Source organism: Aeromicrobium sp. 636, assembly GCF_024433585.1.
Taxonomy (GTDB): Bacteria; Actinomycetota; Actinomycetes; order Propionibacteriales; family Nocardioidaceae; genus Aeromicrobium; species Aeromicrobium senzhongii.
Genome location: NZ_WNJU01000004.1, coordinates 38,746 through 61,322, shown reverse-complemented (window position 1 = coordinate 61,322; position 22,577 = coordinate 38,746). Strand labels below are relative to the sequence as shown.

Below are 22,577 nucleotides of genomic sequence, written 5' to 3'. Positions count from 1 at the left end.
CCACCCCTGCATACTTCGCAGGCTATCCCCGAGAATGCGGTATCAGCCAGACCAGCGCTTCGCCGTTCCGGCCCGTGAGCCCGAGCCGGGTGGGCCCCGCGACGTGCAACGCGTCGCCCGGGTCGAGCACCGTGCCGTCGACCGAGAGCGGTCCACGGGTCACGTGCAGGAGCGCTGCGTGCTCCACCTCGAGCTCGACGGGAGCATCGGGACCGGGGCGCGCCACCACCAGCCGGGCGTCGGCATGGACCGGCACGGTCTCGTGCACGCCCGGCCCGGCGGGGACGGTCGCCTGGGCGTACTCGGGCTCGTCCTCGTTCGTGCTGCGGACCATCATCTGCACGAACCGCAGCGCGGCGACGTCGCTGGCGTTGCGCTCGGCGTGCGTGACACCCGCGCCGGCGCTGAGGCGCTGCGCGACGCCGGGTCGGACCTGCCCCCCGTGGCCGGTGGAGTCCTCGTGGTCCAGGACGCCGTCGAGCACCCACGTGACGATCTCGGCGTCGGCGTGGTGGTGCTCGTCGTACCCGGCTCCCGCTGCGATGCGCTCCTCGTTGATCGCGATCACCGGACCGAAGCCGATGTTGTCGGGGTCGTAGTGGCGCCCGTAGGAGAACGAGTGGAACGTCTCGGTGCCGTCGGCGACGGTGTGGAACCGGTCGGCCGCACGGCGCAGGACACGGGACTCAGGCATAGCCCAACTCGTGCAGGCGGGCGTCGTCGATCCCGAAGAAGTGGGCGATCTCGTGCACGACCGTGATCCGGACCTCCTCGACGACGTCCTCCTCGGTCTCGCAGATCGCGAGGGTCGGATTGCGGTAGACGAAGATGCGGTCGGGCACGACGCCGGCGTACGTGGAGTCGCGCTCGGTCAGCGGGATCCCGTCGTAGAGCCCCAGCAGGTGCGGGTCCTCCGGCGGCGCGTCGTCCTCGATGAACAGCACCACGTTGTCGAGCCGATCGGCCAGCTCCGCGGGGACGTCGGCGAGCGCGGCGGTCACCAGCTCCTCGAACCGGTCCGGGTCGACGTCGATCACGTGCCGAGTCTAGAGGCGGGGCCCGGCGCGAGCGTGTGGCGAGCGCCGGTGCACCGTGCCCTATGCTGGACGGGTTGTCCGGCCCCCTTCGTCTAGCGGCCTAGGACGCCGCCCTTTCAAGGCGGTAGCGCGGGTTCGAATCCCGTAGGGGGTACCACCGGCACCGCCCCGTCCCCGACCAGAACCTGTCTCGGTACCCATGTCTCAGCCGATCGTCCCGTCCGCCGCCGACCTGGAGGAGCAGCAGCCTCGTCTGCACTGGGCCGCCCTGCTCTTCACCGTCGTGACGATGCTCAGTGCCATGCTCGTCGGACTGACGGCGTCGGACCACTTCACCCGCTTCACGATGGCGGCCGCGGTGATGGGCTGCGTCGCGCTGTGGCAGGCGCTGCGGGACCCGTTGGTGATGACCGGCATGACAACCGTGATCCTCGGGGCCGTCGCCGGCTGGGGCCTGAACTTCTACGACCGCATCTGGTGGTACGACGACTTCGCGCACTTCACCTTCTCACTGGTCAGCACCCTGGCGATCGCCCGGCTGATGCTGCACCGGTTCCGCGCCGAGCCCGCGGTGCTGCTGCCGATCGTCCTGTGGTTGACCTGGCTGGGCATCGGCTCCCTGTGGGAGATCGGCGAGTGGACCTCGGACCAACTGCAGTCCACGCACCACTCCCGCGGCTATGCCGACACGATGGCCGACATGATCCTCAACTCTTCCGGCTCGGGCATCGCGGCGTGGGTCTACTGGCGCTGGCTGCGCACCCCCGCCGACCTGCAGCGCCAGTCCTAGCCCTCGCCCTCGGGCCCGGGCGTCAGTAGGTTGGCGATGAGGCCGACCGACGGAGGACGACATGAGTTTCGAGGCCCACGGCGGAACCCGCGGCGGCAAGACCCACGGCGGTCCCCTCACGCGTCTGGTGAACCGCTTCGTCGCGCGCCGCGCACGGCGGTCGGCGACGGCGTCCATGGGACCGATGAAGCTGGCGGTCCTCACCACGATCGGCGCCAGGAGCGGACTCCCCCGCGAGAACCCCGTGGGCTGGTTCCCCGGCGGGGACGGGTCCTACCTGGTCGTCGCCTCGGCGAACGGGGCCAGGAACAATCCCGCGTGGTTCCACAACATCGCCGCACACCCCGACGACGTCACCCTCGAGATCGGGCCGCGCAAGATCGCGGTCAGCGCCGAGCAGCTGCACGGCGCCGAGCGTGAGGCCGCGCTGCGCTCGATCATCGAGGCCGCCCCGCAGTTCGCTGGCTACAACGACAAGACCGACCGCGTGATCCCCGTCGTCCGCCTGACGGAGCGCCCCGCTCCCCCGTCCTGACGCGGCCGGGATTGCTGACGGCTCGGGTGGGTACGCACTCCGAAAGCCGCCACCGGAGGATCGACATGGGAATCTCGCGCCTGGAGCCCGGCATCGTCCTGATCGAGGACGCCGGCACGAACTGCTACCTGATCGCGCTGGGCGACCGGCTCGTGTTCGTCGACACCGGACTGCCCCGGACCTGGCGCTACGCCCAGGAGGCGCTCGACTCCCTCGGCCGCGGGTGGGACGACGTGACCGACATCGTCCTGACCCACGCCCACTTCGACCATCTCGGCTTCACGGCGCAGGCCCGGCGCGCGTCCGGCGCCCGGGTCTGGGTGCACCCGGGCGACCACCGGATCGCGGCCCATCCGTACCGCTACCGCCCCGGCCGCCCCCGACTGCTCTACCCGCTCCGGCACCCGAAGGCGGCGCCGATCCTGGCCCGGATGGTCAAAGCCGGTGCGCTGCGAGTCGAGGGGGTCGAGCAGGTGGCGTCCCTCGGGGTCAACGCTGCACCCGACGGGATCACCGTCATCCCCACCGCCGGCCACACCGACGGGCACTGCGCCCTGCACATCCCCGCCCTGGACGCGGTCCTGACCGGTGACGCGCTCGTGACGCTCGACCCGTACACGGGCCGCCGTGGCCCACGGATCGTCGCTCGTGCCGGCACGAAGGACGCGGTGCAGGCCCGTCGCTCGCTGGAGCGGATCGCCACCACCGGCGCCCGCCTCGTGCTGCCGGGGCACGGCGAGCCGTGGACCCAGGGCGCCGAGGCGGCCGTCGCATCGGCCCGGAGCAGCGAGGTCGCCTGAGCCCACCGCGGTCACACTAGGCTCGGTGACGTGTCCGCCGGCCGCTTCGCTCCGTCTCCGTCGGGCGACCTGCACCTGGGCAACCTGCGCACCGCGATCCTCGCGTGGCTGTTCGCGCGAGCGAGCGGCCGCCGTTTCCTGGTCCGGGTCGAGGATCTCGACCGCCAGCGCTCACGACCCGAGTTCGAGCGCAGCCAGTTGGACGACCTCGCCGCCCTCGGGCTGACGTGGGACCCGCCCGTCGTCCGCCAGTCCGAGCGTGACGACCTCTACGCCGCCGCGCTGGCGCGCCTCACCGCAGCCGGGTTGACCTTCGAGTGCTTCTGCACGCGTCGCGAGATCGCCGACGCGGTGCGCGCCCCGCACGCTCCGCCCGGCTCCTACCCGGGCACCTGCCGGGACCTGACGGAGACCCAGCGCGCTGCGAAGCGCACCGAGCGCCCACCGGCCATCCGGCTGCGCGCCGAGGCCGACGAGTGGACGGTCCGCGACGAGTTGCGCGGCGAGATCACGGGCCACGTCGACGACCTCGTGCTGCGCCGCGGCGACGGCGCCCACGCCTACAACCTGGCGGTCGTCGTGGACGACGGCGAGCAGGGAGTCGACCAGGTCGTGCGAGGCGCGGACCTGCTGGACGCGGCTCCCGCCCAGGCCTACCTGGCCCACACCTTGGGGCTGCCCGCCTCGACCTACGCGCACGTCCCGCTCGCCCTCAACGCCGAGGGCCGCCGGCTGGCCAAGCGCGACGGGGCGGTCACCCTGCGCGACCTGACCCCCGACGAGGCGTGGTCGCTCATCGGTGCGTCGCTCGGCGTCCGCGCGCGCTCCCCCGAGGCACTCCTGGCCGAGCTCGACCCCTGGAAGATCAGCCTGGATCCGTGGATCGTCACGCGTTGACCGACCCCCGTTTTGGTGTCTCCGGAGGGCGTCAGGTAGTCTTGCGGTCGCGGTTAAGCCGCACAGCATGAGGCCCCGTGGCGCAGTTGGTTAGCGCGCCGCCCTGTCACGGCGGAGGTCGCGGGTTCGAGTCCCGTCGGGGTCGCCAGTGCTGAAACCCCGCCCCTCAGGGGGCGGGGTTTCGTCGTCTCACGGGGCCGTCGTCACGCGTCGAGGACGCCGAACGCCTCCTGCTCCTGGGACCGGAAACGGCGCTTCGACACGGCATGGATGATCCGCAGCGGCGGACCGGCCAGCGTCAGGACCCGGTGCTCAGCCTCGGCCGGCAGGCCCTTGAGTGCCCACGGCACGAACCAGCGCGCCTCGGCCAGGGTCTGCTTCGTCCGAAAACGCGTCCGCTCCAGCTCGTGCCACTCGTTCCCGCCCACGTACCGCTGCAGGATCTCGATGGCCGCGCTCTCCTCATGACCGAGGTGATGGCCCAGGACTGCCCCGAGCTCGCCGAGGGTGTCGCGCAGCAGATCGTGGGCGCGGTCGTCGCCTCCGGCCGACAGCCGCTCGAACGCGGCGGTGGCCGCCGCCAGCAGCGGGTCGAGGACGGCGTGCTCGGCCTCCATCTCGTGCAGCACCCGCTCGGCCTCGGCGTCACCGGCCGCGCGCACCCGGTCGAGCAGCAGCGGCCAGAGGATCTCGTCCTCCTTGGTGTGGTGCTGGTGCAGCTCGTGCGTGAAGAGCTGCCACCGGTCCGCCAGCAGGACCCACCGATCGCGCTCGCCCGTCGGCATCTGTTCCGCAGCGTGGGCGAAGTCCTGCACGTCGCGGCGGAACGCGTGGTGCAGGACGTACATCATGGTCATGTCGGCGGGCCCGGGCGGCGAGGCGGCCTGACCGGGCAGCAGCAGAGGCGTGGGGGACATCGTTCCTTCTCTCGATCGTGTGTTCTCGGCCGGCCCGACGCGCACCTCGGCGCACCTCGGGGGCTCACCAGCGGGAGAGGCGTCGCAGGACGGCCCTGATACCGACCGATTGCGATCCGCGTCGGTGGGTGAGGTAGGGTGAACGTCGCTCGTCAGAGCACGGCCAGGTAGCTCAGTTGGTACGAGCGTCCGCCTGAAAAGCGGAAGGTCGCCGGTTCGACCCCGGCCCTGGCCACCACCTCGAGATCCCCGGCTCCACGCCGGGGATTCTCCTTTTCCCGCGAGGGTTTCCGCCGAACGGTTGGCACCCCGGCGGCCCGGACCTACGCTGGTGTGATGTCCGCCGTCGCTCCGATCGCCCGCCGTCTGGCCCTGGTGCTCGGCCTCCTGCTCGTCGCCTCGCTGATGGCGTCGCCCGCTCACGCGGCGGATCCCCGGTCGCCCGCCCGGTTCACCGGCTACGCCTTCGACACGTGCGTCTCGCCGTCCAACCAGGTGATGGACGCGTGGAACGTCACGTCGCCGTACACGGTCGTGGGCATCTACACCTCGGGCAACTCGCGCTACTGCGACGACTCGAAGCAGCCTCACCTCAGCCCGGCGTGGGTCAAGCGCCAGGCGAACCGCGGCTGGCTGTTCCTGCCGATCCACGTCGGCTACCAGGCGCCGTGCTTCGACTCGAAGTCGACGAAGCGGCACATGTCGTACAACGGCACGATCGCCCGCCGGCAGGCCCGGGCCGACGCGGACGAGGCCACGCGCCGTGCCGCGTACTTCGGGTTCGCGAAGAAGAACGCCGTCTACCTCGACATCGAGTGGTACGACCGCGCCAACCGCCCCTGCGACGCCGCCGTCCTGACCTTCATCGACGCGTTCGTCCAGCGGGCCCACAAGCGCGGCTACAAGGTCGGCCTGTACTCCAGCGGCTCGGCCGCGATCGCGGCCGTCGACGAGGCGCGTCACGCCCAGCGCAAGGGCTTCGACTTCCCCGACCAGATGTGGTTCGCTTGGACCAACAAGCGGGCGAACACCAACGGCGGTCCCTACCTGTCGAACACGTTCTGGAAGCGCGACCGCGTGCACCAGTACCACAACAACGTGGCGGTCTCCTACGGCGGACACCGGGTCACGATCGACAAGAACGTCCTGGCTGTGGGGGGCGGATCGCGCGCCAAGAAGGAGCAGAAGGTCTGCAAGATGTCGCCGACCCTGACGCGCTACCGGTCGCTCAAGGCCGGTTCGCGCGGCAAGGACGTCAGGCTCCTGCAGTGCCTGCTGCGCCGCGGCGGCCACAAGGCGACCATCACCGGCCGCTGGAACGCCCGCACGACCAAGGCCGTCAACTCCTACCGCGCCGATCTCGGGTGGGCGCGCAACGGCGCGGCGACACGACCGCTGTGGACCGCCCTGCTGTCGCGCGGCAAGACCCCCATCGCCCTCAAGCGCGGCAAGGTCGGCGAGCCCGTCCACCGGCTGCAGCGCTCCCTGCGCGCCGCGGGCCAGAAGGTGAAGGTCACGGGCATCTACGACGCACGCACCGCCGCGGCGGTCCGCTCCTACCGCACGAGGATCGGCCTGCCCGGCTACCAGGTCGCCGATGCCACGGTGTGGGCGGCGCTGCAGCGCGGGCGGCGCTGATCCCTCAGTGCCGCTGACTCGTCAGCAGCAGGCCGCCGAGCCCGATCATCATGGCGCCGCCGGCGCGCCGGACCGTCGCCAGCCGGCTCGGTGAGCCGGCGAACCAGGCGCGGGCCGTCCCGGCCAACAGCGCCCAGCCGGAGTCGCACACCAGGGCGATCAGCAAGAAGACGACGCCCAGCACGAGCATCTGGGTGCTGACCGCTCCGGAGTCCCGGTCGACGAACTGCGGCAGCACCGCGGCGAAGAAGACGATCGTCTTCGGGTTGGAGACGCCCACCCAGAAGCCCTCGAGGAGCGCCCGTCCGGGTGAGGCGACCGGTCCTTGCGCACCCTCGGTGAGCGCCGACTCTGCGGGCCCGCTGCGCCAGGCCCGGATGCCGAGGTGGATGAGATAGACGGCACCGACCACCTTGACGACGTTGAACACGACCGCCGACTCCGCCACGATCACCCCCAGTCCGAGGGCGACGGCGACGACGACCGGCAGACCGCCCAGGCCGTTGCCCAGGACGCTCAGGATCCCGGTGCGCCGCCCGTGGGCCAGCGATCTGCCGATGACGAACAGGACGCTGGGCCCGGGGAGCAGGATCAGGGCCAAGGCCGCCAGACAGAACGTCGCGAGCGTCTCGAGGGTGGGCATGTCCGGAGCGTAGACCGCGCTTTCGCGGCGAGAGGATCCGGACGACGAACGGCCCACCCGGAGTCCGGGTGGGCCGTTCGGGCGATCCGTGGATCAGTGCATCATCACCGGGGGCTGGCCCTGGTCGTCCAGCAGGCGCGCCGCCTCACGCCGCTTCGGCAGGAAGAGGCTGACCACGAGGGCCACGACGCACAGCCAGAAGGCGACGACGAAGCTGGCCGCGAACGCGTGCGCCATGTCCGACAGCACGAGCGACTCGAACCTCGCGCCGAGGGACTGCACGTAGTCCAGCAGCGACGGGTCGGCGGGGACCTGGTCGGCCTCCGCCTTCGACAGGGCCTGGGCCGCCTGGACCGCCCGGCTGTCCTTCATCTGGTTGGTGAGGACGACCGAGATGATCGCGACGCCCACCGAGCTGGCGATCTGCTGGCTGATGTTGAGCAGCGTCGAGCCGCGAGCCACCTCGTGCGACTGCAGGGTCCGCAGCGCGGACGTCATGAGCGGCATCATCGTCAGGCCCATGCCCAGGCCCATCACGAACAGCGCCGCGATGATGTAGCCGTAGCCGGTGTCGGCCTCGAGCGAGGTCAGGGCGAACATGCCACCGCAGATCAGGGCCAGACCGAACGGCACGACCCGGCCGACGGGGAACCGGTCGGCCAGGACACCCGCGAGCGGCATCGTCAGCATCGCGCCGAGGCCCTGCGGGGCCACGAGCAGACCGGCCTTCAACGGCGTCTCGCCGCCCACCTGCTGGAAGTAGGTCGGCACCAGCAGCAGGCCGCCGAAGAAGGCGCCGGCGAAGATGAACATCGTCAGCGTCGAGATGGACAGGTTGTAGTTCCTGAACAGCCGGAAGTCCAGCAACGGGTGCTTCGGCCTGAACGAGTAGACGATGAACGCGGCAACCAGCAGTCCGCCCACCAGCATCGTCGCCCAGACCTTGGGCTCGCCCATGCCACCGGCGTCGGGGATCGACGAGACGCCGTAGAGGAACAGCGCCAGGCCGGGGCTCATGAGCGCCATGCCGATGAAGTCGAACGACTCGCTCGGGTGCGGGGCGTCCTGGTCCAGGACCCGCCAGGCGTAGATCAGCGCGCCGAGGCCGAGGGGCAGGTTGATCAGGAAGATCCAGTGCCAGGAGGCGTTGTCGATGAGGAAGCCGCCGATGATCGGACCGAGGATCGGGCCGAGCAGCATCGGGATGCCCAAGATGGCCATGAGCCGGCCCATCCGCTCCGGTCCGGCGGCCTTGGTCAGGATCGTCATGCCCAGGGGCATGAGCATGCCGCCGCCGAGGCCCTGGAGCACCCGGAAGCCGATCAGCGTCTCGATGTTCCACGCGGCGGCACACAGCACCGAGCCGGCGGTGAACAGGCCCAGCGCCAGCATGTAGAGGCGCTTGGTGCCGAAGCGGTCCGCCGCCCACCCCGTCAGCGGGATCACGGCGGCGAGCGCGAGGGTGTAGGCGGTGACGGTCCAGGCGACGGTCGAGTAGTTCTCGACGCCCAGCTCCTCCTGGAACGTGGGCAGAGCCACGTTCACCACCGTGATGTCCAGGATGGACATGATCGATCCCAGCACGACGACGCCGGCGATCTTGAGGACCGCCGCATCGATCTTGTCGGGGTACTCCGGCGGCGCGGCCGGGGTGCTAGTTGCCATGGTCTTCTTCCTTCAGTGGCTTGAGGGCCTCGACGAGCGCGAGGCATTGTTCGGGCTCGAGGGCGTCGAGCAGCGTGCGCACGGCGTCCTCCTTGGACTTGAGGTGGCTCTGGGCCAGACTCCGTCCGAGTGCGGAGACGGCGACGAGCTTGACCCGGCGGTCCTCGGGGTTCTCGGTGCGCACGACGAGCTTCTTGCGCACCAGCTGCTCGATGTTGCGTCCGACGGCTGCCGCCGACAGTCCCACCGCCCCGGCCAGGTCGCCGATGGCGACGGGACCGTCGTGGTGAGCGAGCGTGAAGACCACTCTGGCCTGCGTGAAGGACAGTTTCAGCTTCGCGACGGCCTCGAGGGACTCGCCCTCGGCCGTGGTGAAGACCCGTCCGAGGAACTCTCGGACGGCATCGAATGCGCAGGCGTGGGGGGAGGCGGTCATGACCCGCAAAACACTAACCCAGATGCAAGTAATCGGAAGGTGTGACCTTCGTGACGCTCTTCACGCCCCGGAGGGGAAAGCACCTCATGGCCCTGCAGTAGAATCGTTGGAGTGCCCACACGCTCTGATCTGCGCAATGTAGCCATCGTCGCCCACGTCGACCACGGCAAAACCACTCTCGTCGACGCGATGCTTCAACAGCAGGGCGCCTACTCCGACCACCAGGAAGTCACCGACCGGGTCATGGACTCGGGTGATCTGGAGCGCGAGAAGGGCATCACGATCCTCGCGAAGAACACGGCGGTCAAGTACTCCGGCCCCGGCTCCGAGGAAGTCCCCGGCAAGGTCGTCACGATCAACATCATCGACACCCCCGGCCACGCCGACTTCGGTGGCGAGGTCGAGCGAGGCCTGTCGATGGTCGACGCGGTCGTCCTGCTGGTCGACGCCTCCGAGGGCCCGCTGCCGCAGACGCGCTTCGTGCTGCGCAAGGCGCTTTCCGCCAAGATGCCCGTCATCCTCGTGGTCAACAAGGTCGATCGTCCCGACGCCCGCATCGCCGAGGTCGTCGACGAGACGTACGACCTGTTCATGGACCTGCTGCCCGAGGATGCCGCCGGCGACGCGCTGGACTTCCCCGTCGTCTACGCCTCCGGCAAGGCCGGCGTCGCCTCGCTGGAGCGCCCCGAGGACGGCACGCTGCCCAACGGCGACAACCTGATCCCCCTGTTCCAGACGATCATGGAGCACGTCCCGGCCCCCGAGTACACCGAGGGCGCGCCCCTGCAGGCGCACGTCACGAACCTCGACTCCTCCCCGTTCCTGGGCCGCCTGGCCCTCGTGCGCGTCGAGGAGGGCGAGCTCAAGAAGGGCCAGCAGGTCGCGTGGATGAAGCGTGACGGCTCGGTCGAGCGCGTCAAGATCACCGAGCTGCTGATCACCGAGGCCCTCGACCGCAAGCCGGGCGAGTCCGCCGGCCCCGGCGACATCGTCGCCATCGCGGGCATCAGCGACATCAACATCGGCGAGACGCTGGCCGACCCCGAGAACCCGGTCGCGCTGCCGCTCATCCACGTCGACGAGCCCGCGATCTCGATGACCATCGGCACCAACACGTCGCCGCTGGCCGGTCGCGAGAAGGGCACGAAGGTCACCGCCCGCCTGGTCAAGGACCGGCTCGAGTCCGAGCTGATCGGCAACGTCTCGATCAAGGTCCTGCCCACCGAGCGTCCCGACGCCTGGGAGGTCCAGGGCCGCGGCGAGCTGGCGCTGGCGATCCTCGTCGAGCAGATGCGTCGCGAGGGCTACGAGCTCACCGTCGGCAAGCCGCAGGTCGTCACGCGCGAGATCGACGGCAAGATCCACGAGCCCGTCGAGCGCCTGACGATCGACGCCCCGGAGGAGTACCTCGGCGGGATCACCCAGCTGCTGGCCGTCCGCAAGGGCCGCATGGAGCAGATGGTCAACCACGGCACCGGCTGGGTCCGCATGGAGTTCCTGGTCCCGGCCCGCGGCCTGATCGGCTTCCGCACCGAGTTCCTCACCGACACCCGCGGCACCGGCATCGCGCACCACATCTCCGAGGGCTACGAGCCCTGGTTCGGCGAGATCTCGACGCGTCCGTCGGGCTCGCTCGTGGCCGACCGCGCCGGCGCCGTCACGTCGTTCGCCATGACCAACCTGCAGGAGCGCGGCACGCTGTTCGTCGAGCCCGGCACCGAGGTCTACGAGGGCATGATCGTCGGCGAGAACTCCCGTGATGACGACATGGACGTCAACATCACCAAGGAGAAGAAGCAGTCGAACGTGCGCTCCTCGACCGCCGACAACTTCGAGAAGGTCATCCCGCCGAAGAAGCTGTCGCTCGAGCAGTGCCTGGAGTTCTGCCGCGAGGACGAGTGCGTCGAGGTCACCCCGACCAACGTGCGCATCCGCAAGGTCGTCCTCGACGCCGGCGAGCGCAGCCGCACGGCCCGCAAGCGCAAGTGATCTGACCCCCGCTCCACCCGAACCCCTCTCCGGCTCCGGCCGGGGAGGGGTTCGTCGTCGTCGGAGGTTGTTGACCTGTGCGTCTTGCTTATAGTGTGTGTCGCACACTATGGTGTGACACATGGACGACCTGACCCAGCAGCACGTGCAGGAGTTGCGCCGCGGCACGGTGGTGCTCGCGTCGCTGCTGAGCCTGCGCGAGCCCGGATACGGCTACGGCCTGCTCGAGTCACTGGCCGAGGCGGGGATCACCGTCGACGGCAACACGCTCTATCCCCTGCTGCGCCGGCTCGAGAAGCAGGGCCTGCTCACCAGCGAGTGGAACACCGACGAGGCCCGGCCTCGGAAGTTCTACCGCACCAGCGCCGCGGGCGAGCGCCTCATCGAGACGCTGCTCGCCGACTGGCACGAGCTCGACACCGCCCTGGGGCGACTGACCGACGGAGGAACACGATGACCACGACCCTGACCGACCGCTACGTGTATGCCGCCACGCGGTGGCTGCCCGGCAAGACGCGCACCGAGGTCGCGGAAGAGCTCCGTGAGCGCATCGGCGACACCGTCGCCGCCCGGGGCGGCTCCCCGGCTGCCGAGAGGGAGACGCTCGAGGAGCTGGGCGACCCGTTGCGGGTCGCGGTGGACTACACCGGACGCGCGCCCGTGCTGATCGGGCCGCGCCTGTTCTTCCCGTGGTTGCGGCTCACGATGCTGCTGGTCGCGATCGTGGGCCCGATCGTCGCGGCGATCGTGGTGATCGTCGCCGCCTTCGACGGTGACTCGATCGGAACGATCGTCGGGGATGGCGTGGGGACCTTGTTCGACGTGACCGTCCACGTCATCTTCTGGACCACCCTCGTGTTCGCGGTGTTGGACTGGACGAACACGTCGGCCGGGGCGCAGACCTGGTCGATCGACCAACTGTCCGAACCGAAGCCCGGTACCAGCGTCTCGGACCTCGTCGCGGGCCTGGTCTTCCTTCCGCTCTTCGCCGCCGCGATCCTGTGGCAGCACGTCGGCTCGCCGTTCTTCGAGGACGGGGACCGCATCGCGATGATCGACCCCGACCTCTGGTCCTGGTACCTGCCGTGGGTTCTCGGGGTGCTCGCGCTGGAGCTGCTGCACCTGCTCTGGGTGTACCGCAGCGGGTGGACCTGGACGACGGCGTGGGCGAACGTCGTCCTGAGCCTGCTCTTCGCGATCCCGACCATCGCCCTGTTGCTCGACAACGCGCTGATCAATCCCGAACTGGTGGCGCACCTGTCGTCATGGGACCCCGAGTACATCGCGACCTCCATGAAGTGGTCCGCGGCCATCGTCGCCCTGGCGAGCCTGTGGGAGATCGTCGACGGATTCCGCAAGGCGTACGTCACCGCGCGAGGACGGGCTCGCGCTCAGTAACCCGAGCCGCGGGTCTGCGCCAGGTAGACGAGCGCCGCCACGGTGCCCAGCAGGGGCAGGATCCCCAGCGGGTTCTGGAAGACGATGTCGACCAGGATCGAGACCGGCAGGATCACCAACCAGATGTTCTTGGGCAAGGTGCCGGCCATCTCGAAGTCATAGGGCTTGCGCCGCACGCAGTCGACCAGGGCGAAGACCTTGGTCGCCAACAGCAGCCACCAGATCAACGGGGTCACGAGAGCCATGGGGGGAAGAATACGGTGGGCACCACTCGAGAGTGGTGCCCACCGTTGATTCTGCGTTCCGCGTGGGTCAGGACGAAGCCTTCTTCGCCGGCGCCTTCTTGGCGGTCGTGGTCTTCTTGGCGGCCGACGAGGTGGTGCCACTGGCCTGCGACGGCGCCTTCTTGGCCGACGTCGAGGTCTTCTTGGCCGTCGTGGAGGCCTTCTTCGCGGGCGCCTTCTTGGCCGTCGCCTTCTTCGCCGTGGACGCCTTCTTGGCCGGGGCCTTCGCGCCGTTCGTGCTGGACTTCGCGGCCGCCTTCTTGGCGGTCGTGGTGCTCTTCGTGGCCGTGTCGGACGTCTTCGCCGTGCCGGGCTTCTTCGCCGTCGGCGCGGTCGCGGAGCGGGTCCGGGCCGAGTTGGCGAACGACGACGCAGCGGCACCGGCGGTGCCGGTGGCGTCCTCGACGGCCTCGGCGGCCTTGCCCGTGAGCTCCTCGGCCTTGGCGGTCAGCTCGTCGATGATCTCCTCGGCCTTGTCCTTGAGGTCGCCGACCAGGTCGTCGGCCTTCTCCCGGAAGTCGTCGACCGTGTTCTTCAGGTCGTCGAGGGTGACGTCGTCGACCTTGCCGCGCAGCTCACTGACGACGGCCTCCGCCCGGGCGGCGAGGTCCTCAGCGGCGGTGCGGACGTCGTCGACGCTCAGGCCCTTGGCCAGGTCGACGAGGTCGTCGGCCTTCTTCACCAGGTCCGAGTACGTGGCGGTGACCGATCCGAGCGCGGTCTGCGCCAGGGTCTCGGCCTTCTTCTGCAGGCCGCTCACGTCGAATCCCTTGACGGAGGCGGGCAGGGCGCGGATGTCGTCCAGCATCGACTTGATCTGGGCGTTGATGGTGTCGGTGATGCTCATGGTCTCTCCTCGAGGTCTGCGGTTCCGACGAATGAGCGGTAGATGTCCCGCAAAGCCGTCTTCTGGCGCGTGGTCAACCGCGGATCGCGGTCGATGGCGTCCTCCACCAAGTAGGCCCCCGACTGCTCGGCATCGAGGATGCCGGCGCGGACGTAGAGCGACTCGGCCGAGATCCTCAGTGCCTTCGCGATCTGCTGCAGCACCTCGGCGGACGGTTTGCGCAGGCCACGCTCGATCTGGCTGAGGTACGGATTCGACACGTCCGCGAGCTCGGCCAGCTGTCGCAGTGACATCTGCGCCTGGGTCCGCTGGTCACGCAGGTACTCGCCGAGCGACCCCATGGCCGATCCGACTGCATCTGGCATGTTCAGCTTCCCCATGGCCCCAGCGTGCTTGCAAAAGTTAGCAAGTGCAAGCAACTGTGATGCACCGGACACGTTGCTCCGCTTCGCGGCCTCGCCGGGTTACCCTGTGGGCGCCGAAGGTGCCCTCGGGCGGTGCCCTCTTTCCCCAGCCCGACCCCCATGCCTACCTCGTTGCTCCGCCGCGTTCTCGTGGCGCTCGCCCTGACCAGCACCCTCCTGGTCGCCCCTGCCACCTCCGCCCAGGCCGCCCCCGCGAAGCCCGCGAAGGTCTCGAAGATCACCGCCAAGACCACGACGACGACCCTGACGATCCGCTGGAAGCGGCCGAAGCGCGCGACCTCGTTCGCGGTGTGCGTCAAGACCGATCCCGGGGTGAAGCGGTGCGTCCGCAACGTCCGCACCCGCAAGACCTCCGTGACCTTCAAGAAACTCAAGCCCAACTCGGGTCACGACTTCTACTACCGGGTGCGCTCGTACCGCGGCAAGAAGTACTCCGCCGCGACCAAGTGGAAGCGCGCGAACCTGCGCGTCGCGAAGGGAACGGCCAACCGCGTCGTCGGCGGCCGCGGCGACCGGCTGGGCTACCAGTGGTCGCCCACCACCAGCGCGACGAGTTACCAGCTCCAGGTGGCCACCGATCGGGGCTTCACCACCGGCGTCCACACGGTCGGCCGCACGAAGACGGCCGGCACGGTGACCGGCCTCAACGGCGGCATGACCTACTTCGCCCGGGTGCGCGGCGTGAACGGCTCGGTCAAGGGCGCCTGGGGCCCCGTCTCGACGGCCAAGCTGGCACCGACGCCCGTGCGGGCGACCGTGGCCACCTACAACCTGTGCGGCGAGGACAGGTGCCGCTCCGCCGACAGCCCGGCCTGGTTCCTGCGGTACGTGCCGAAGTGGACCGTGCGCAAGCCGCTCGCCGCCGCGGTCGTGCGGTCGGCCGATCCGGACGTCATCGTCACCCAGGAGTCGGCGACGAAGACGGCGTTCCACACCGCGCTGCCCGGGTTCACCCGCGGGGCCTACAAGAGCGCCAAGACCATCTACTTCCGATCGTCGCGGTTCACCGCCCTCGACGGCGGATGGATCACCTTGGACTCCGAGACCAAGCGGTACGCGACGTGGAACCTGTTGCGTGACCGCCAGGCGGGCACGGCCTTCATCGTCGTCGATGCCCACCTCGAGCCGCTGAAGGGTGTCGCCAAGGACGACCGTCGCCGGAAGCAGACCCAGCGACTCATCTCGCGGATCTCGGCGGTGAACCCGCACGGCCTGCCGGTGGTGTGGGGCGGCGACTGGAACTCGAACGCGTCGAACGCCAATCAGTCCAACTACCCCGGCGGCTACGACGCGCCCCGCCGCGAGTTCGAGCGCCACGGTGTGGTCGACGCGCTGACCCGGACGACCGACCGGATCAACGCCGAGCTCAACAGCGCCAATGCCGGTGTCCCGACGCCGAAGGCCAACGGTCACCACGTCGACGGGATCTACGTGCCCCGGTCCGGAGTCACCGTCGAGTCCTGGCTGATGCCGGCGAACTTCACCGACACTCCGACCGGTCGTCAGTACGCCACGCCGTTCCCGTCCGACCACAATCCCGTCGTCGCGAAACTGGTGCTCGCGACCCCGTAGGATGCGGGCATGCCCGGTCTTTTCCGCTCCTTGTGCCTGCTCGGCACGGGGGGTGCACTGATCGGCGGGGCCGCCCTGATGGCCACCACCACCGACGCCGAGGGGAACGGACCGGTCACCCGTCTCGCCGGGATCGAGCGGCCCTACCTCAAGGTGCTGTCGGTGGAGGTCGCCCCGAGGGAGGTGTCCCTCGCCTGGTCGGGCAACGGCAGTCAGTACCGCGTCTCCCTGGGCGACGACCTCACGAGGCCCGCTCGCACGATCGTCACCACCGAGCCGATGGCCAAGCTCCCCGCTCCGGAGGCGGCCGACCCCAAGGGCCGGGTCAGCTACCGGGTCGAGTCGGTCGAGGCGGGCACCACCGAGGTCGCCGTCGAGGGCACCGTGACCCTGCTGCCCGGCGTGCCGCCACGGCCCAAGGTCAAGCGCACCGCGCCCGAGGGCGCCGTCGTGAAGTGGAAGCCGGCCGACTACGCCACCACGTACGACGTCGCCGTCTCGACGTCCAGGAAGAAGCTGCCGAAGAAGGTCGAGCGGCTGACCCGGGGCGGCACGGCGTTCGCCACCGACTCCTTGAAGCCCGAGCGCACCTACTGGGTCCGCGTGCGTGCGGTGGGCGAGGCCGGTGTCAGCCGGTTCGGCCCGCCGACGAAGGTCACCACTCCCCCGGCGGACTCCGAGTTCTCGATCGGGTCGTGGAACATCTGCTCCGAGGCCTGTTCCGGGTTCGGTGGCCGCGTCGGCGGCCAGGCCGCCCAGGTCCATGCCTCCGGCGTCGACATCCTGGCCCTGCAGGAGGCCGGCGGCCAGCGCGTCGGCCCGACCACCCGCGCGGCGTTCAGCGGCGGCCCGAAGAACCTCGTCGCCGCCGAGGGCGGCGGCAACTCGCGCTACCTGTTCTACTCGCCGGAGAAGTTCACCCAGCTCGGCGGCGGCCGCTGGTCCCTGGGGCACGGCCGATGGGCGACGTGGGCCCGACTCGAGGACAAGCTGACCGAGCGTCCGTTCATCGTGGTCAGCGTGCACCTGCTGAGCGGGCACAAGAAGAACGGCGAGCGGGCTGCCGAGATGCGGAGCCTGATGGGTGGCCTCGCGGGGATCAACACCCAGGACGACCCCGTCGTCCTGGCCGGTGACTTCAACTCCGGCACGCACCGCAGCGGGGACACCGTCGGGCCGATCGTCCGGTCGTCGGGGTACAAGGACACCGTCGAGGTCGCCGACGAGACGCAGAACGCCCAGGTCAACACCGGCAGTCGACGCGGCGACAAGGCGATCATGTCCCACGACCACGTCGACCACATCTACGTGTCGAGCGACTGGGAGGTCCCCGCCTGGCGTCAGTGGGCCAACCTGTCGGGCACCACGTACGTCGGCAGGTGGCTCTCGGACCACAACATGATCGCGGCGACGGTCACCCTCGAACGCGCCGAGAAGGACGCCGTCAAGGATCCCAGCGAGGTCGTCAAGGTGCCGGCGAAACTCCGTGAAGAGGTCGCCCCGACCACCACCTCCTCGCCCTCCGCCACTCTCCCCCTCCGGGAATGATGTGACGGAAGTGACATTCGCGCATTAGGCTCGAGCCCATGCGTCTTCGTCTGCTGGCCTGTGCCCTGACCGCCGTGCTCGCCGCGGCGACGCTGGGCACCCCTTCGGTCGCGGCGCCGAAGAAGCCCGGCAAGGTCGGTCTGGTGTCGGTCACCGGCACCGCGACCTACACGTCCGCCGGCAAGAAGTACGCCCGGGTCTCGGTGTCGTGGCCCCGAGCCTCGCGGGCCACCCGCTACCAGGTGTTCGTGGGCAACTCGAAGGCCCAGGTCGCGAAGCAGAAGAAGCCCCGCACCACGGTCCGCTCGCCGAAGGCGACGATCAAGAAGCTGAAGCGCAACAAGGTCTACTGGGTCCAGGTCAGGGCACTCAACGGCAAGCGCGCCGGCAGCCGCTCCGCCCGGATCGCCCGCGTGACGCCTGCCGCCTCGGCCACGCTCAGCACCGCACGCCACCCGGTCTACAGCCTGATGAGCTACAACGTCTGCTCGAACGCCTGCAGCCGGTGGAGCACCCGGGCCCCGCTCGTCGTGCGCGAGGTGCAGCGCCTCAAGCCCGACGTATTGGCGCTCCAGGAGGCCAGCCGTTGGGGGACGACGGTCATCCCCGGGTACACCGAGACGCTCGGCGGCAAGGACAACCGGATCCTCTACCGCACCGCCGCCTTCGAGCAGGTCGAGCAGACACTGAGTCCCGAGCAGCAGTCGGCCGAGTGCCCCCTGGCGGTCGACCCCGAGAACAACCTCGTCCTCGGCGACGACGGCAAGCCCGTGCGCGCCGAGCCGTGCATCCTGCCGGTGGACGGCATCGCGGATCCGCCCGGCAAGCAGGCCCCGTGGGCCGTGCTGCGTCACCGGGCCAGCGGCCAGACGGTCGTGTTCGTGGCCGTCCATCTGCAGGTCGACGACAAGCGCTCGATGGCCACCCGCCGCGCCACCCAGGCGACCGACATCTTCTCGGCGCTCGGCGCCCAGCTCGCCTGGTGGGGCCGGAACGTGCGCAGCATGCCGGTCGTCGTCCTCGGCGACTTCAACACCAACCGCAGCCGCGCGGGCAACAACCGCCTCGAGAGCGTCATGCACGCCAACGGGTTCTACGACGCGTACGAACAGGCCCGTTCGCTGAGCCGCCAGCACTTCAACACGGCCAACCCGCGGTGGCTGACCAAGCCCGTCGTGGGCGTGACGTGGGGCGACCACGTCGACAAGGTCTGGGTCCGCCCCGGGCGGAGCCGCGTCGTCTCCTGGGCCAACGCCGGACGGATGTCCGGCGGCCGCTTCGTCGCCCCGCTGCCGTCGGACCACCACCCGTTGCTGGTGCGCGCGCAGGTGTCCTGAGGCCCGCGGTTTACCACGGTCCCGTGGTAAACCAGCGCCTCCCCAGGGAAGTTTCCCCGGGGAGGCGACGACGTCCCGTGGGACGGCGGTGAACGGTCAGTCCTTCTTGTGCCGCGGCTTCTTGGTGCCGGCCGACTCGGGCTTGCCCTTCCCGGCGGGCTTGGAGTACGACCCGGAGGACCCGGAGCCCTTGGAGTAGGTCTTGCCGGCCGGCTTGGAGTACGGCTTCTTCCGCTCGCCGCCGGGACGGCCCGAATCGGGCGCGATGTCGATCTTCTTGCCCGAGATCCGCGTGTTGGCCAGCAGGTCGAACACCTCGTCCGGCAGGTCGGCCGGGAGCTCGACGAGCGTGTGTTCGACACCGATGGTGATCTTGCCGAAGTCCGAGCGCTTCAGTCCGCCCTCGTTCGCGAGCGCGCCGACGACCATCGACGGCCGGATCTTGTGGCGCTTGCCCACGGCCAGCCGGTACGTCGCCATGCCGTCGGAAGACGGGCGCTCGGTGCGCTCACGCTTCTCGCGCGGCTCCCGCGGCTCGCGCTTCTCCTGCGGCGGGTCGGGGCGCAGGAAGAACGCCTTGTCGTCCTGGCTCATGACGGCCAGCGCGGCGGCGATGTCGGTCATGTCGACGTCATGCTGCTGCGCGTACTGCTCGACGAGGCCCTTGTAGACCTCGAACTCCGGGTCGCCCATCGCCGTGGTGATCGAGGCGGCGAACCGGTCGGCGCGCTTGGCGTTGACCTCGTCGGGGGTCGGCACGGCCATCTGCTCGACCGGCCGGCCCGAGACCCGCTCGAGGGACTTGAGCATGCCGCGCTCGCGCGGGGTGACGAACACGATCGCATCGCCCGAACGACCGGCGCGGCCGGTCCGGCCGATGCGGTGCACGTACGCCTCGGGGTCGTGCGGGATGTCGTAGTTGACCACGTGGGTGATCCGGTCGACGTCGAGTCCGCGGGCTGCCACGTCGGTGGCGACGACGATGTCGACGACACCGCTCTTGAGCTGGCCGACGGTGCGCTCACGCTGGGCCTGGGCAAGGTCGCCGTTGAGTGCCGCCACGGTGTAGCCGCGGCTGCGCAACTTCTCGGCGAGCTCCTCGGTGGCCGACTTCGTGCGGACGAAGATCAGCATGGCGTCGCCCTGCTCGACCTCGAGCACGCGCGTCAGGGCGTCGAGCTTGTTGTGGTGCGAGACCGGCATCCAGCGCTGGCGCACGTTCGTCGTGCTGCGCGTGGCCTGCGGGGTCGAGATGTCCTGCGGGTCGTGCAAGTACTTCTTCGCGAGTCGGCGGATGCCTGGGGGCATCGTGGCCGAGAACAGCGCGACCTGCTTGTACTCCGGGGTGTCGGCCAAGATCCGCTCGACGTCCTCGGCGAAGCCCATGTTGAGCATCTCGTCGGCCTCGTCCAGGACGAGCATCTCGAGGGCCGAGAGGTCGAGCGAGCCGCGCTCGAGGTGGTCGATCACGCGACCGGGGGTGCCGACGACGACCTGGGCGCCGCGCTTGAGCCCGGACAGCTGGGCGCCGTAGCTCTGGCCGCCGTAGACCGGCAGGACCTTCAGTCCGGTGCCGGAGGAGTAGCTCTGGATGGCCTCGCTGACCTGCAGGGCCAACTCGCGGGTGGGCGCCAGCACGAGGGCCTGGGTGTGCGAGGAGCCCGGGTCCAGGCGCTGCACCATCGGCAGCGCGAACGCGGCGGTCTTGCCGGTGCCGGTCTGGGCCAGCCCGACCACGTCACCGCCCTGGAGCAGGGCCGGGATCGCCTGGGCCTGGATGGGGCTCGGCGTCTCGTAGCCGAGGGCGCGCACGACCTTGACGAGCGAGTCGTCCAGGCCGAGGTCGTCGAACGAGAGGGTTTCGGAGGGGGCTTCGGTCATCACATGTTCAATCCGGCCCGCACGTGCAGGCCTGCGTCAGGGTCGACGATCGGCTCCTGTGCGGCGGCGACGCCGTCGGCCAGGAGCGTTGCATCCACCGGGGTGTTGCGCTTGAGAAGAGCCAGGCCGATCGGCCCGAGCTCGTGGTGCCGGGCGGCGCTGCCGACCTGTCCGACGACCTTGTCGCCGAGCAGGACGTCCGCGCCGTGCGGGGGCAGGTGGTCGACGGAGCCGTCGAGGTGCAGCAGGGTCAGCCGGCGCGGCGGACGGCCGAGGTTGTGGACCCGGGCGACCGTCTCCTGTCCGCGGTAGCAGCCCTTGTCGAGGTGGACGGCCGATCCCAGCAGGCCGACCTCGTTGGGGATGGTGCGCTCGTCGGTGTCGAGACCGAACCGGGGGCGGCCCGCGGCGATGCGCAGCGCCTCCCACGCGTAGACGCCGACCGGGGTGCCCGGGACGGCATCGAGGTCCTGGACGAACTCGGTGGCCAGACCTCCGGCGTAACGGCCGACGACGAACCGGTCGTCGACGGCGGCGACCTCGACGCGCGACATGAAGCGCATCCGGTCGAGGAACTCGATCAGGGCGGCGCCGGCGCCGGGCTCGGTGTGCGCCCAGAAGGTCTCGCCGTCGTCCAGGCCGCTGAAGTCGTGCTCGATGCGGCCCTGCGGCGAGAGCAGCAGGACGTCCGTCCACCGCCCCACGGCCAGGCCCTCGAGGTACTGCGTCGTCAGCGAGTGCAGCCAGGTGAGGCGGTCCGGGCCCGTGATGCGCAGGACGTCACGGTGCGAGAGGTCGACGAAGCCGTCGCCGGACAGCAGCGTGCGCTGCTCGGCGGCGAAGGACGATCCGTAGTGCGCGGCGACGCCGGCATCGGGTCCCTCGGCCTCGACGGCGCCGGGTCGGCTCAGCAGCGGGCTAGACACGCTCGAGCTTTCCCCACAGGTGCGACTGCATCGGCTGGCCCTCGGCGGCCATGTCGTAGGCGTACATCAGCGCGCCCTCGACCAGCCCGTACATCCGCTGGCCGGCGGTGTACTCCTTCGCGCTGACGGTGCGGGCGACGACGTCGGTGGCCAGCGTGATGCGGGCTCCGTCGGTCTCGCCGTACCAGATCTCGGCGTAGCCGGTGGGGTGCGCGAGCACGAGCTCGACCTTGCCCTCGCCGGACGGACGCAGGAAGCCGGTCTCGAGAGCACCGGGGCGCACCCGCTCGCCCTCGTCGTCGGTGATCCAGGCGCGGCTGAAGTAGTGCAGGAAGGGCCGTCCGTCGTGCGCGAAGACCACGTCCTGCTCGTAGCTGAAGGCCTCGATCGTCGGGTAGTCGCCCCGGCCGTTGCCGTGCCACGTCCCGAGGAGCCACGCCACCGGCATCAGATCGGGGTGGAGGTCGCTGGGGATCTGGAAGGCCATGGGTTCCATGCTATCGGCCGGTCTCCAAGGCGCCGATACGCTCCTGCCATGCGTGCGGTGGTGCAGCGGGTCAGCCGGGCCGAGGTACGGGTCGAGGACGAGGTCGTGGGCCGATTGGACGGCCCCGGCCTGGTCGTCCTGCTCGGGGTGACCCATGAGGACACGACGGACGATGCCGACCGACTGGCGGCCAAGATCGTGCGGATGCGGATCATGGCGGGCGAGCGGTCGGTCGACGAGACCGGTGGCGGTGTCCTGGCGATCAGCCAGTTCACGCTCTACGCCGACACCCGCAAGGGCCGCCGGCCCTCGTGGGGAGCAGCCGCCCCGGGTCCGGTCGCCGAGCCGCTCTACGAGCGGTTCTGCGCCGCCGTCGGGGCCGCCGGAGTGCCGGTGGAGCGCGGCGTGTTCGGCGCCGACATGGCCGTCGACCTCGTGAACGACGGACCCGTCACGATGGTGCTGGATTCCTGAGGGATTCTCTCAGTATGGGCCGTCATACTGGGGAGGTTGTCGACGACGAGG

Annotated in this window: 24 protein-coding genes and 3 tRNA genes; 15 read left to right on the top strand and 12 right to left on the bottom strand. The window is 70.0% G+C overall.

The features are described from left to right. Window positions 1–22: 22 nt before the first annotated feature. Both GL325_RS13115 and GL325_RS13110 read right to left on the bottom strand, forming a co-directional pair. Window positions 23–694, bottom strand: a complete 672-nt coding sequence (locus GL325_RS13115) for a pirin family protein (RefSeq protein WP_187411693.1) — start codon at window positions 692–694, stop codon at window positions 23–25. Beyond that, window positions 687–1,037 (bottom strand): metallopeptidase family protein, encoded by a 351-nt coding sequence (locus tag GL325_RS13110; protein WP_187411692.1) that lies wholly within the window; start codon window positions 1,035–1,037, stop codon window positions 687–689. The genes GL325_RS13115 and GL325_RS13110 overlap by 8 nt, the downstream gene beginning before the upstream one ends. Window positions 1,038–1,118: 81 nt before the next feature. On the opposite strand from GL325_RS13110, the gene GL325_RS13105 reads away from it, so the two are divergent. The 6 genes from GL325_RS13105 (at window position 1,119) to GL325_RS13080 (ending at window position 4,207) form a co-directional block, all read left to right on the top strand. Further along, window positions 1,119–1,194 (top strand) — tRNA-Glu (locus GL325_RS13105). A gap of 42 nt (window positions 1,195–1,236) precedes the next feature. Beyond that, window positions 1,237–1,827: a hypothetical protein gene (locus tag GL325_RS13100; protein ID WP_187769845.1), complete on the top strand. Its 591-nt coding sequence runs from the start codon at window positions 1,237–1,239 to the stop codon at window positions 1,825–1,827. Window positions 1,828–1,888: 61 nt separating this feature from the next. Then, window positions 1,889–2,362: a nitroreductase/quinone reductase family protein gene (locus tag GL325_RS13095; RefSeq protein WP_187769844.1), complete on the top strand. Its 474-nt coding sequence runs from the start codon at window positions 1,889–1,891 to the stop codon at window positions 2,360–2,362. Between the two features lie 65 nt (window positions 2,363–2,427). Continuing rightward, window positions 2,428–3,162 (top strand): MBL fold metallo-hydrolase, encoded by a 735-nt coding sequence (locus tag GL325_RS13090; RefSeq protein ID WP_187769843.1) that lies wholly within the window; start codon window positions 2,428–2,430, stop codon window positions 3,160–3,162. A gap of 30 nt (window positions 3,163–3,192) precedes the next feature. Continuing rightward, window positions 3,193–4,059, top strand: coding sequence for a tRNA glutamyl-Q(34) synthetase GluQRS (gene gluQRS / locus GL325_RS13085; RefSeq protein ID WP_187769842.1), 867 nt, complete (start codon window positions 3,193–3,195; stop codon window positions 4,057–4,059). A gap of 71 nt (window positions 4,060–4,130) precedes the next feature. After that, window positions 4,131–4,207 (top strand) — tRNA-Asp (locus tag GL325_RS13080). Between the two features lie 55 nt (window positions 4,208–4,262). Here the strand turns inward: GL325_RS13080 and GL325_RS13075 are convergent. Beyond that, a complete protein-coding gene (locus GL325_RS13075) occupies window positions 4,263–4,976 on the bottom strand; it encodes a hemerythrin domain-containing protein (protein WP_187769841.1) in 714 nt (237 codons plus the stop codon). 161 nt (window positions 4,977–5,137) lie between these two features. On the opposite strand from GL325_RS13075, the gene GL325_RS13070 reads away from it, so the two are divergent. Both GL325_RS13070 and GL325_RS13065 read left to right on the top strand, forming a co-directional pair. Next, window positions 5,138–5,214 (top strand) — tRNA-Phe (locus GL325_RS13070). Between the two features lie 98 nt (window positions 5,215–5,312). Further along, window positions 5,313–6,614 carry a glycoside hydrolase domain-containing protein gene (locus GL325_RS13065; protein WP_187769840.1) on the top strand — a complete coding sequence of 434 codons (1,302 nt, stop codon included), beginning with the start codon at window positions 5,313–5,315 and terminating at the stop codon, window positions 6,612–6,614. 4 nt (window positions 6,615–6,618) lie between these two features. Here the strand turns inward: GL325_RS13065 and GL325_RS13060 are convergent, their stop codons facing one another. The 3 genes from GL325_RS13060 to GL325_RS13050 all read right to left on the bottom strand — a co-directional run bounded on the left by GL325_RS13060 (window position 6,619) and on the right by GL325_RS13050 (window position 9,358). After that, window positions 6,619–7,257, bottom strand: a complete 639-nt coding sequence (locus GL325_RS13060; protein WP_154595969.1) for a LysE family translocator — start codon at window positions 7,255–7,257, stop codon at window positions 6,619–6,621. A 93-nt stretch (window positions 7,258–7,350) separates the two neighbouring features. Beyond that, entirely contained in the window at window positions 7,351–8,922 is a 1,572-nt protein-coding gene (locus tag GL325_RS13055) for a DHA2 family efflux MFS transporter permease subunit (RefSeq protein ID WP_187769839.1), read from the bottom strand. Then, a complete protein-coding gene (locus GL325_RS13050) occupies window positions 8,912–9,358 on the bottom strand; it encodes a MarR family winged helix-turn-helix transcriptional regulator (RefSeq protein ID WP_154595972.1) in 447 nt (148 codons plus the stop codon). The genes GL325_RS13055 and GL325_RS13050 overlap by 11 nt, the downstream gene beginning before the upstream one ends. 111 nt (window positions 9,359–9,469) lie before the next feature. On the opposite strand from GL325_RS13050, the gene typA reads away from it, so the two are divergent. The 3 genes from typA to GL325_RS13035 all read left to right on the top strand — a co-directional run bounded on the left by typA (window position 9,470) and on the right by GL325_RS13035 (window position 12,745). Beyond that, complete coding sequence (typA, locus tag GL325_RS13045; protein ID WP_187411690.1) at window positions 9,470–11,347, top strand: translational GTPase TypA; 1,878 nt, start codon at window positions 9,470–9,472, stop codon at window positions 11,345–11,347. Window positions 11,348–11,468: 121 nt separating this feature from the next. Then, complete coding sequence (locus GL325_RS13040) at window positions 11,469–11,804, top strand: PadR family transcriptional regulator (RefSeq protein WP_187769838.1); 336 nt, start codon at window positions 11,469–11,471, stop codon at window positions 11,802–11,804. Continuing rightward, the gene (locus tag GL325_RS13035) at window positions 11,801–12,745 is read left to right on the top strand and encodes a hypothetical protein (protein ID WP_187769837.1); all 945 of its coding nucleotides are present in this window, start codon (window positions 11,801–11,803) and stop codon (window positions 12,743–12,745) included. The genes GL325_RS13040 and GL325_RS13035 overlap by 4 nt, the downstream gene beginning before the upstream one ends. Here the strand turns inward: GL325_RS13035 and GL325_RS13030 are convergent. From GL325_RS13030 to GL325_RS13020, 3 genes are all read right to left on the bottom strand, one after another. Continuing rightward, the gene (locus tag GL325_RS13030) at window positions 12,739–12,990 is read right to left on the bottom strand and encodes a DUF2516 family protein (protein ID WP_154595977.1); all 252 of its coding nucleotides are present in this window, start codon (window positions 12,988–12,990) and stop codon (window positions 12,739–12,741) included. The two genes, GL325_RS13035 and GL325_RS13030, sit on opposite strands and share 7 nt — an antisense overlap. 67 nt (window positions 12,991–13,057) lie before the next feature. Continuing rightward, on the bottom strand, window positions 13,058–13,876 hold the full coding sequence (locus GL325_RS13025) for a hypothetical protein (protein WP_223111301.1): 819 nt from the start codon (window positions 13,874–13,876) through the stop codon (window positions 13,058–13,060). Next, complete coding sequence (locus GL325_RS13020) at window positions 13,873–14,256, bottom strand: helix-turn-helix domain-containing protein (RefSeq protein ID WP_222865818.1); 384 nt, start codon at window positions 14,254–14,256, stop codon at window positions 13,873–13,875. The genes GL325_RS13025 and GL325_RS13020 overlap by 4 nt, the downstream gene beginning before the upstream one ends. Window positions 14,257–14,400: 144 nt before the next feature. Here GL325_RS13020 and GL325_RS13015 point away from each other — a divergent pair, with 144 nt between their 5' ends. Genes GL325_RS13015 through GL325_RS13005 form a run of 3 tightly spaced genes read left to right on the top strand, consistent with a single transcriptional unit; the run spans window position 14,401 to window position 18,758 of the window. Next, entirely contained in the window at window positions 14,401–15,873 is a 1,473-nt protein-coding gene (locus GL325_RS13015; protein ID WP_187769836.1) for an endonuclease/exonuclease/phosphatase family protein, read from the top strand. A 9-nt stretch (window positions 15,874–15,882) separates the two neighbouring features. Continuing rightward, window positions 15,883–17,421: an endonuclease/exonuclease/phosphatase family protein gene (locus GL325_RS13010; RefSeq protein WP_187769835.1), complete on the top strand. Its 1,539-nt coding sequence runs from the start codon at window positions 15,883–15,885 to the stop codon at window positions 17,419–17,421. Between the two features lie 38 nt (window positions 17,422–17,459). Next, window positions 17,460–18,758, top strand: a complete 1,299-nt coding sequence (locus tag GL325_RS13005) for an endonuclease/exonuclease/phosphatase family protein (RefSeq protein WP_187769834.1) — start codon at window positions 17,460–17,462, stop codon at window positions 18,756–18,758. Window positions 18,759–18,854: 96 nt separating this feature from the next. Here the strand turns inward: GL325_RS13005 and GL325_RS13000 are convergent, their stop codons facing one another. From GL325_RS13000 to GL325_RS12990, 3 genes are read right to left on the bottom strand one after another with little or no spacing between them, the layout of a single operon-like run. Beyond that, window positions 18,855–20,639, bottom strand: a complete 1,785-nt coding sequence (locus tag GL325_RS13000) for a DEAD/DEAH box helicase (RefSeq protein WP_187769833.1) — start codon at window positions 20,637–20,639, stop codon at window positions 18,855–18,857. Next, the gene (locus GL325_RS12995; protein WP_187769832.1) at window positions 20,639–21,565 is read right to left on the bottom strand and encodes a folate-binding protein YgfZ; all 927 of its coding nucleotides are present in this window, start codon (window positions 21,563–21,565) and stop codon (window positions 20,639–20,641) included. Before GL325_RS12995 ends, GL325_RS13000 begins: the two co-directional genes overlap by 1 nt. Then, on the bottom strand, window positions 21,558–22,052 hold the full coding sequence (locus tag GL325_RS12990) for an FABP family protein (protein ID WP_154595986.1): 495 nt from the start codon (window positions 22,050–22,052) through the stop codon (window positions 21,558–21,560). The genes GL325_RS12995 and GL325_RS12990 overlap by 8 nt, the downstream gene beginning before the upstream one ends. A gap of 48 nt (window positions 22,053–22,100) precedes the next feature. Here GL325_RS12990 and dtd point away from each other — a divergent pair, with 48 nt between their 5' ends. Further along, window positions 22,101–22,526 carry a D-aminoacyl-tRNA deacylase gene (gene dtd, locus GL325_RS12985; RefSeq protein ID WP_187769831.1) on the top strand — a complete coding sequence of 142 codons (426 nt, stop codon included), beginning with the start codon at window positions 22,101–22,103 and terminating at the stop codon, window positions 22,524–22,526. Window positions 22,527–22,577: the final 51 nt, after the last annotated feature.

Bases quoted from the DNA above. Each gene is read 5' to 3' on its own strand.
- GL325_RS13025 (WP_223111301.1), bottom strand. From the start codon at position 13,876: ATGAGCATCACCGACACCATCAACGCCCAGATCAAGTCGATGCTGGAC.
- GL325_RS13015 (WP_187769836.1), top strand. From the start codon at position 14,401: ATGCCTACCTCGTTGCTCCGCCGCGTTCTCGTGGCGCTCGCCCTGACC.
- dtd (WP_187769831.1), top strand. From the start codon at position 22,101: ATGCGTGCGGTGGTGCAGCGGGTCAGCCGGGCCGAGGTACGGGTCGAG.
- GL325_RS13060 (WP_154595969.1), bottom strand. From the start codon at position 7,257: ATGCCCACCCTCGAGACGCTCGCGACGTTCTGTCTGGCGGCCTTGGCC.
- GL325_RS13055 (WP_187769839.1), bottom strand. From the start codon at position 8,922: ATGGCAACTAGCACCCCGGCCGCGCCGCCGGAGTACCCCGACAAGATC.
- GL325_RS13000 (WP_187769833.1), bottom strand. From the start codon at position 20,639: ATGACCGAAGCCCCCTCCGAAACCCTCTCGTTCGACGACCTCGGCCTG.
- GL325_RS13005 (WP_187769834.1), top strand. From the start codon at position 17,460: ATGCGTCTTCGTCTGCTGGCCTGTGCCCTGACCGCCGTGCTCGCCGCG.
- GL325_RS13010 (WP_187769835.1), top strand. From the start codon at position 15,883: ATGCCCGGTCTTTTCCGCTCCTTGTGCCTGCTCGGCACGGGGGGTGCA.
- GL325_RS13065 (WP_187769840.1), top strand. From the start codon at position 5,313: ATGTCCGCCGTCGCTCCGATCGCCCGCCGTCTGGCCCTGGTGCTCGGC.
- GL325_RS13075 (WP_187769841.1), bottom strand. From the start codon at position 4,976: ATGTCCCCCACGCCTCTGCTGCTGCCCGGTCAGGCCGCCTCGCCGCCC.
- GL325_RS13020 (WP_222865818.1), bottom strand. From the start codon at position 14,256: ATGGGGAAGCTGAACATGCCAGATGCAGTCGGATCGGCCATGGGGTCG.
- GL325_RS13100 (WP_187769845.1), top strand. From the start codon at position 1,237: ATGTCTCAGCCGATCGTCCCGTCCGCCGCCGACCTGGAGGAGCAGCAG.
- GL325_RS13050 (WP_154595972.1), bottom strand. From the start codon at position 9,358: ATGACCGCCTCCCCCCACGCCTGCGCATTCGATGCCGTCCGAGAGTTC.
- GL325_RS13115 (WP_187411693.1), bottom strand. From the start codon at position 694: ATGCCTGAGTCCCGTGTCCTGCGCCGTGCGGCCGACCGGTTCCACACC.
- GL325_RS13040 (WP_187769838.1), top strand. From the start codon at position 11,469: ATGGACGACCTGACCCAGCAGCACGTGCAGGAGTTGCGCCGCGGCACG.
- GL325_RS13090 (WP_187769843.1), top strand. From the start codon at position 2,428: ATGGGAATCTCGCGCCTGGAGCCCGGCATCGTCCTGATCGAGGACGCC.
- GL325_RS13030 (WP_154595977.1), bottom strand. From the start codon at position 12,990: ATGGCTCTCGTGACCCCGTTGATCTGGTGGCTGCTGTTGGCGACCAAG.
- GL325_RS13095 (WP_187769844.1), top strand. From the start codon at position 1,889: ATGAGTTTCGAGGCCCACGGCGGAACCCGCGGCGGCAAGACCCACGGC.
- GL325_RS13035 (WP_187769837.1), top strand. From the start codon at position 11,801: ATGACCACGACCCTGACCGACCGCTACGTGTATGCCGCCACGCGGTGG.
- GL325_RS12990 (WP_154595986.1), bottom strand. From the start codon at position 22,052: ATGGCCTTCCAGATCCCCAGCGACCTCCACCCCGATCTGATGCCGGTG.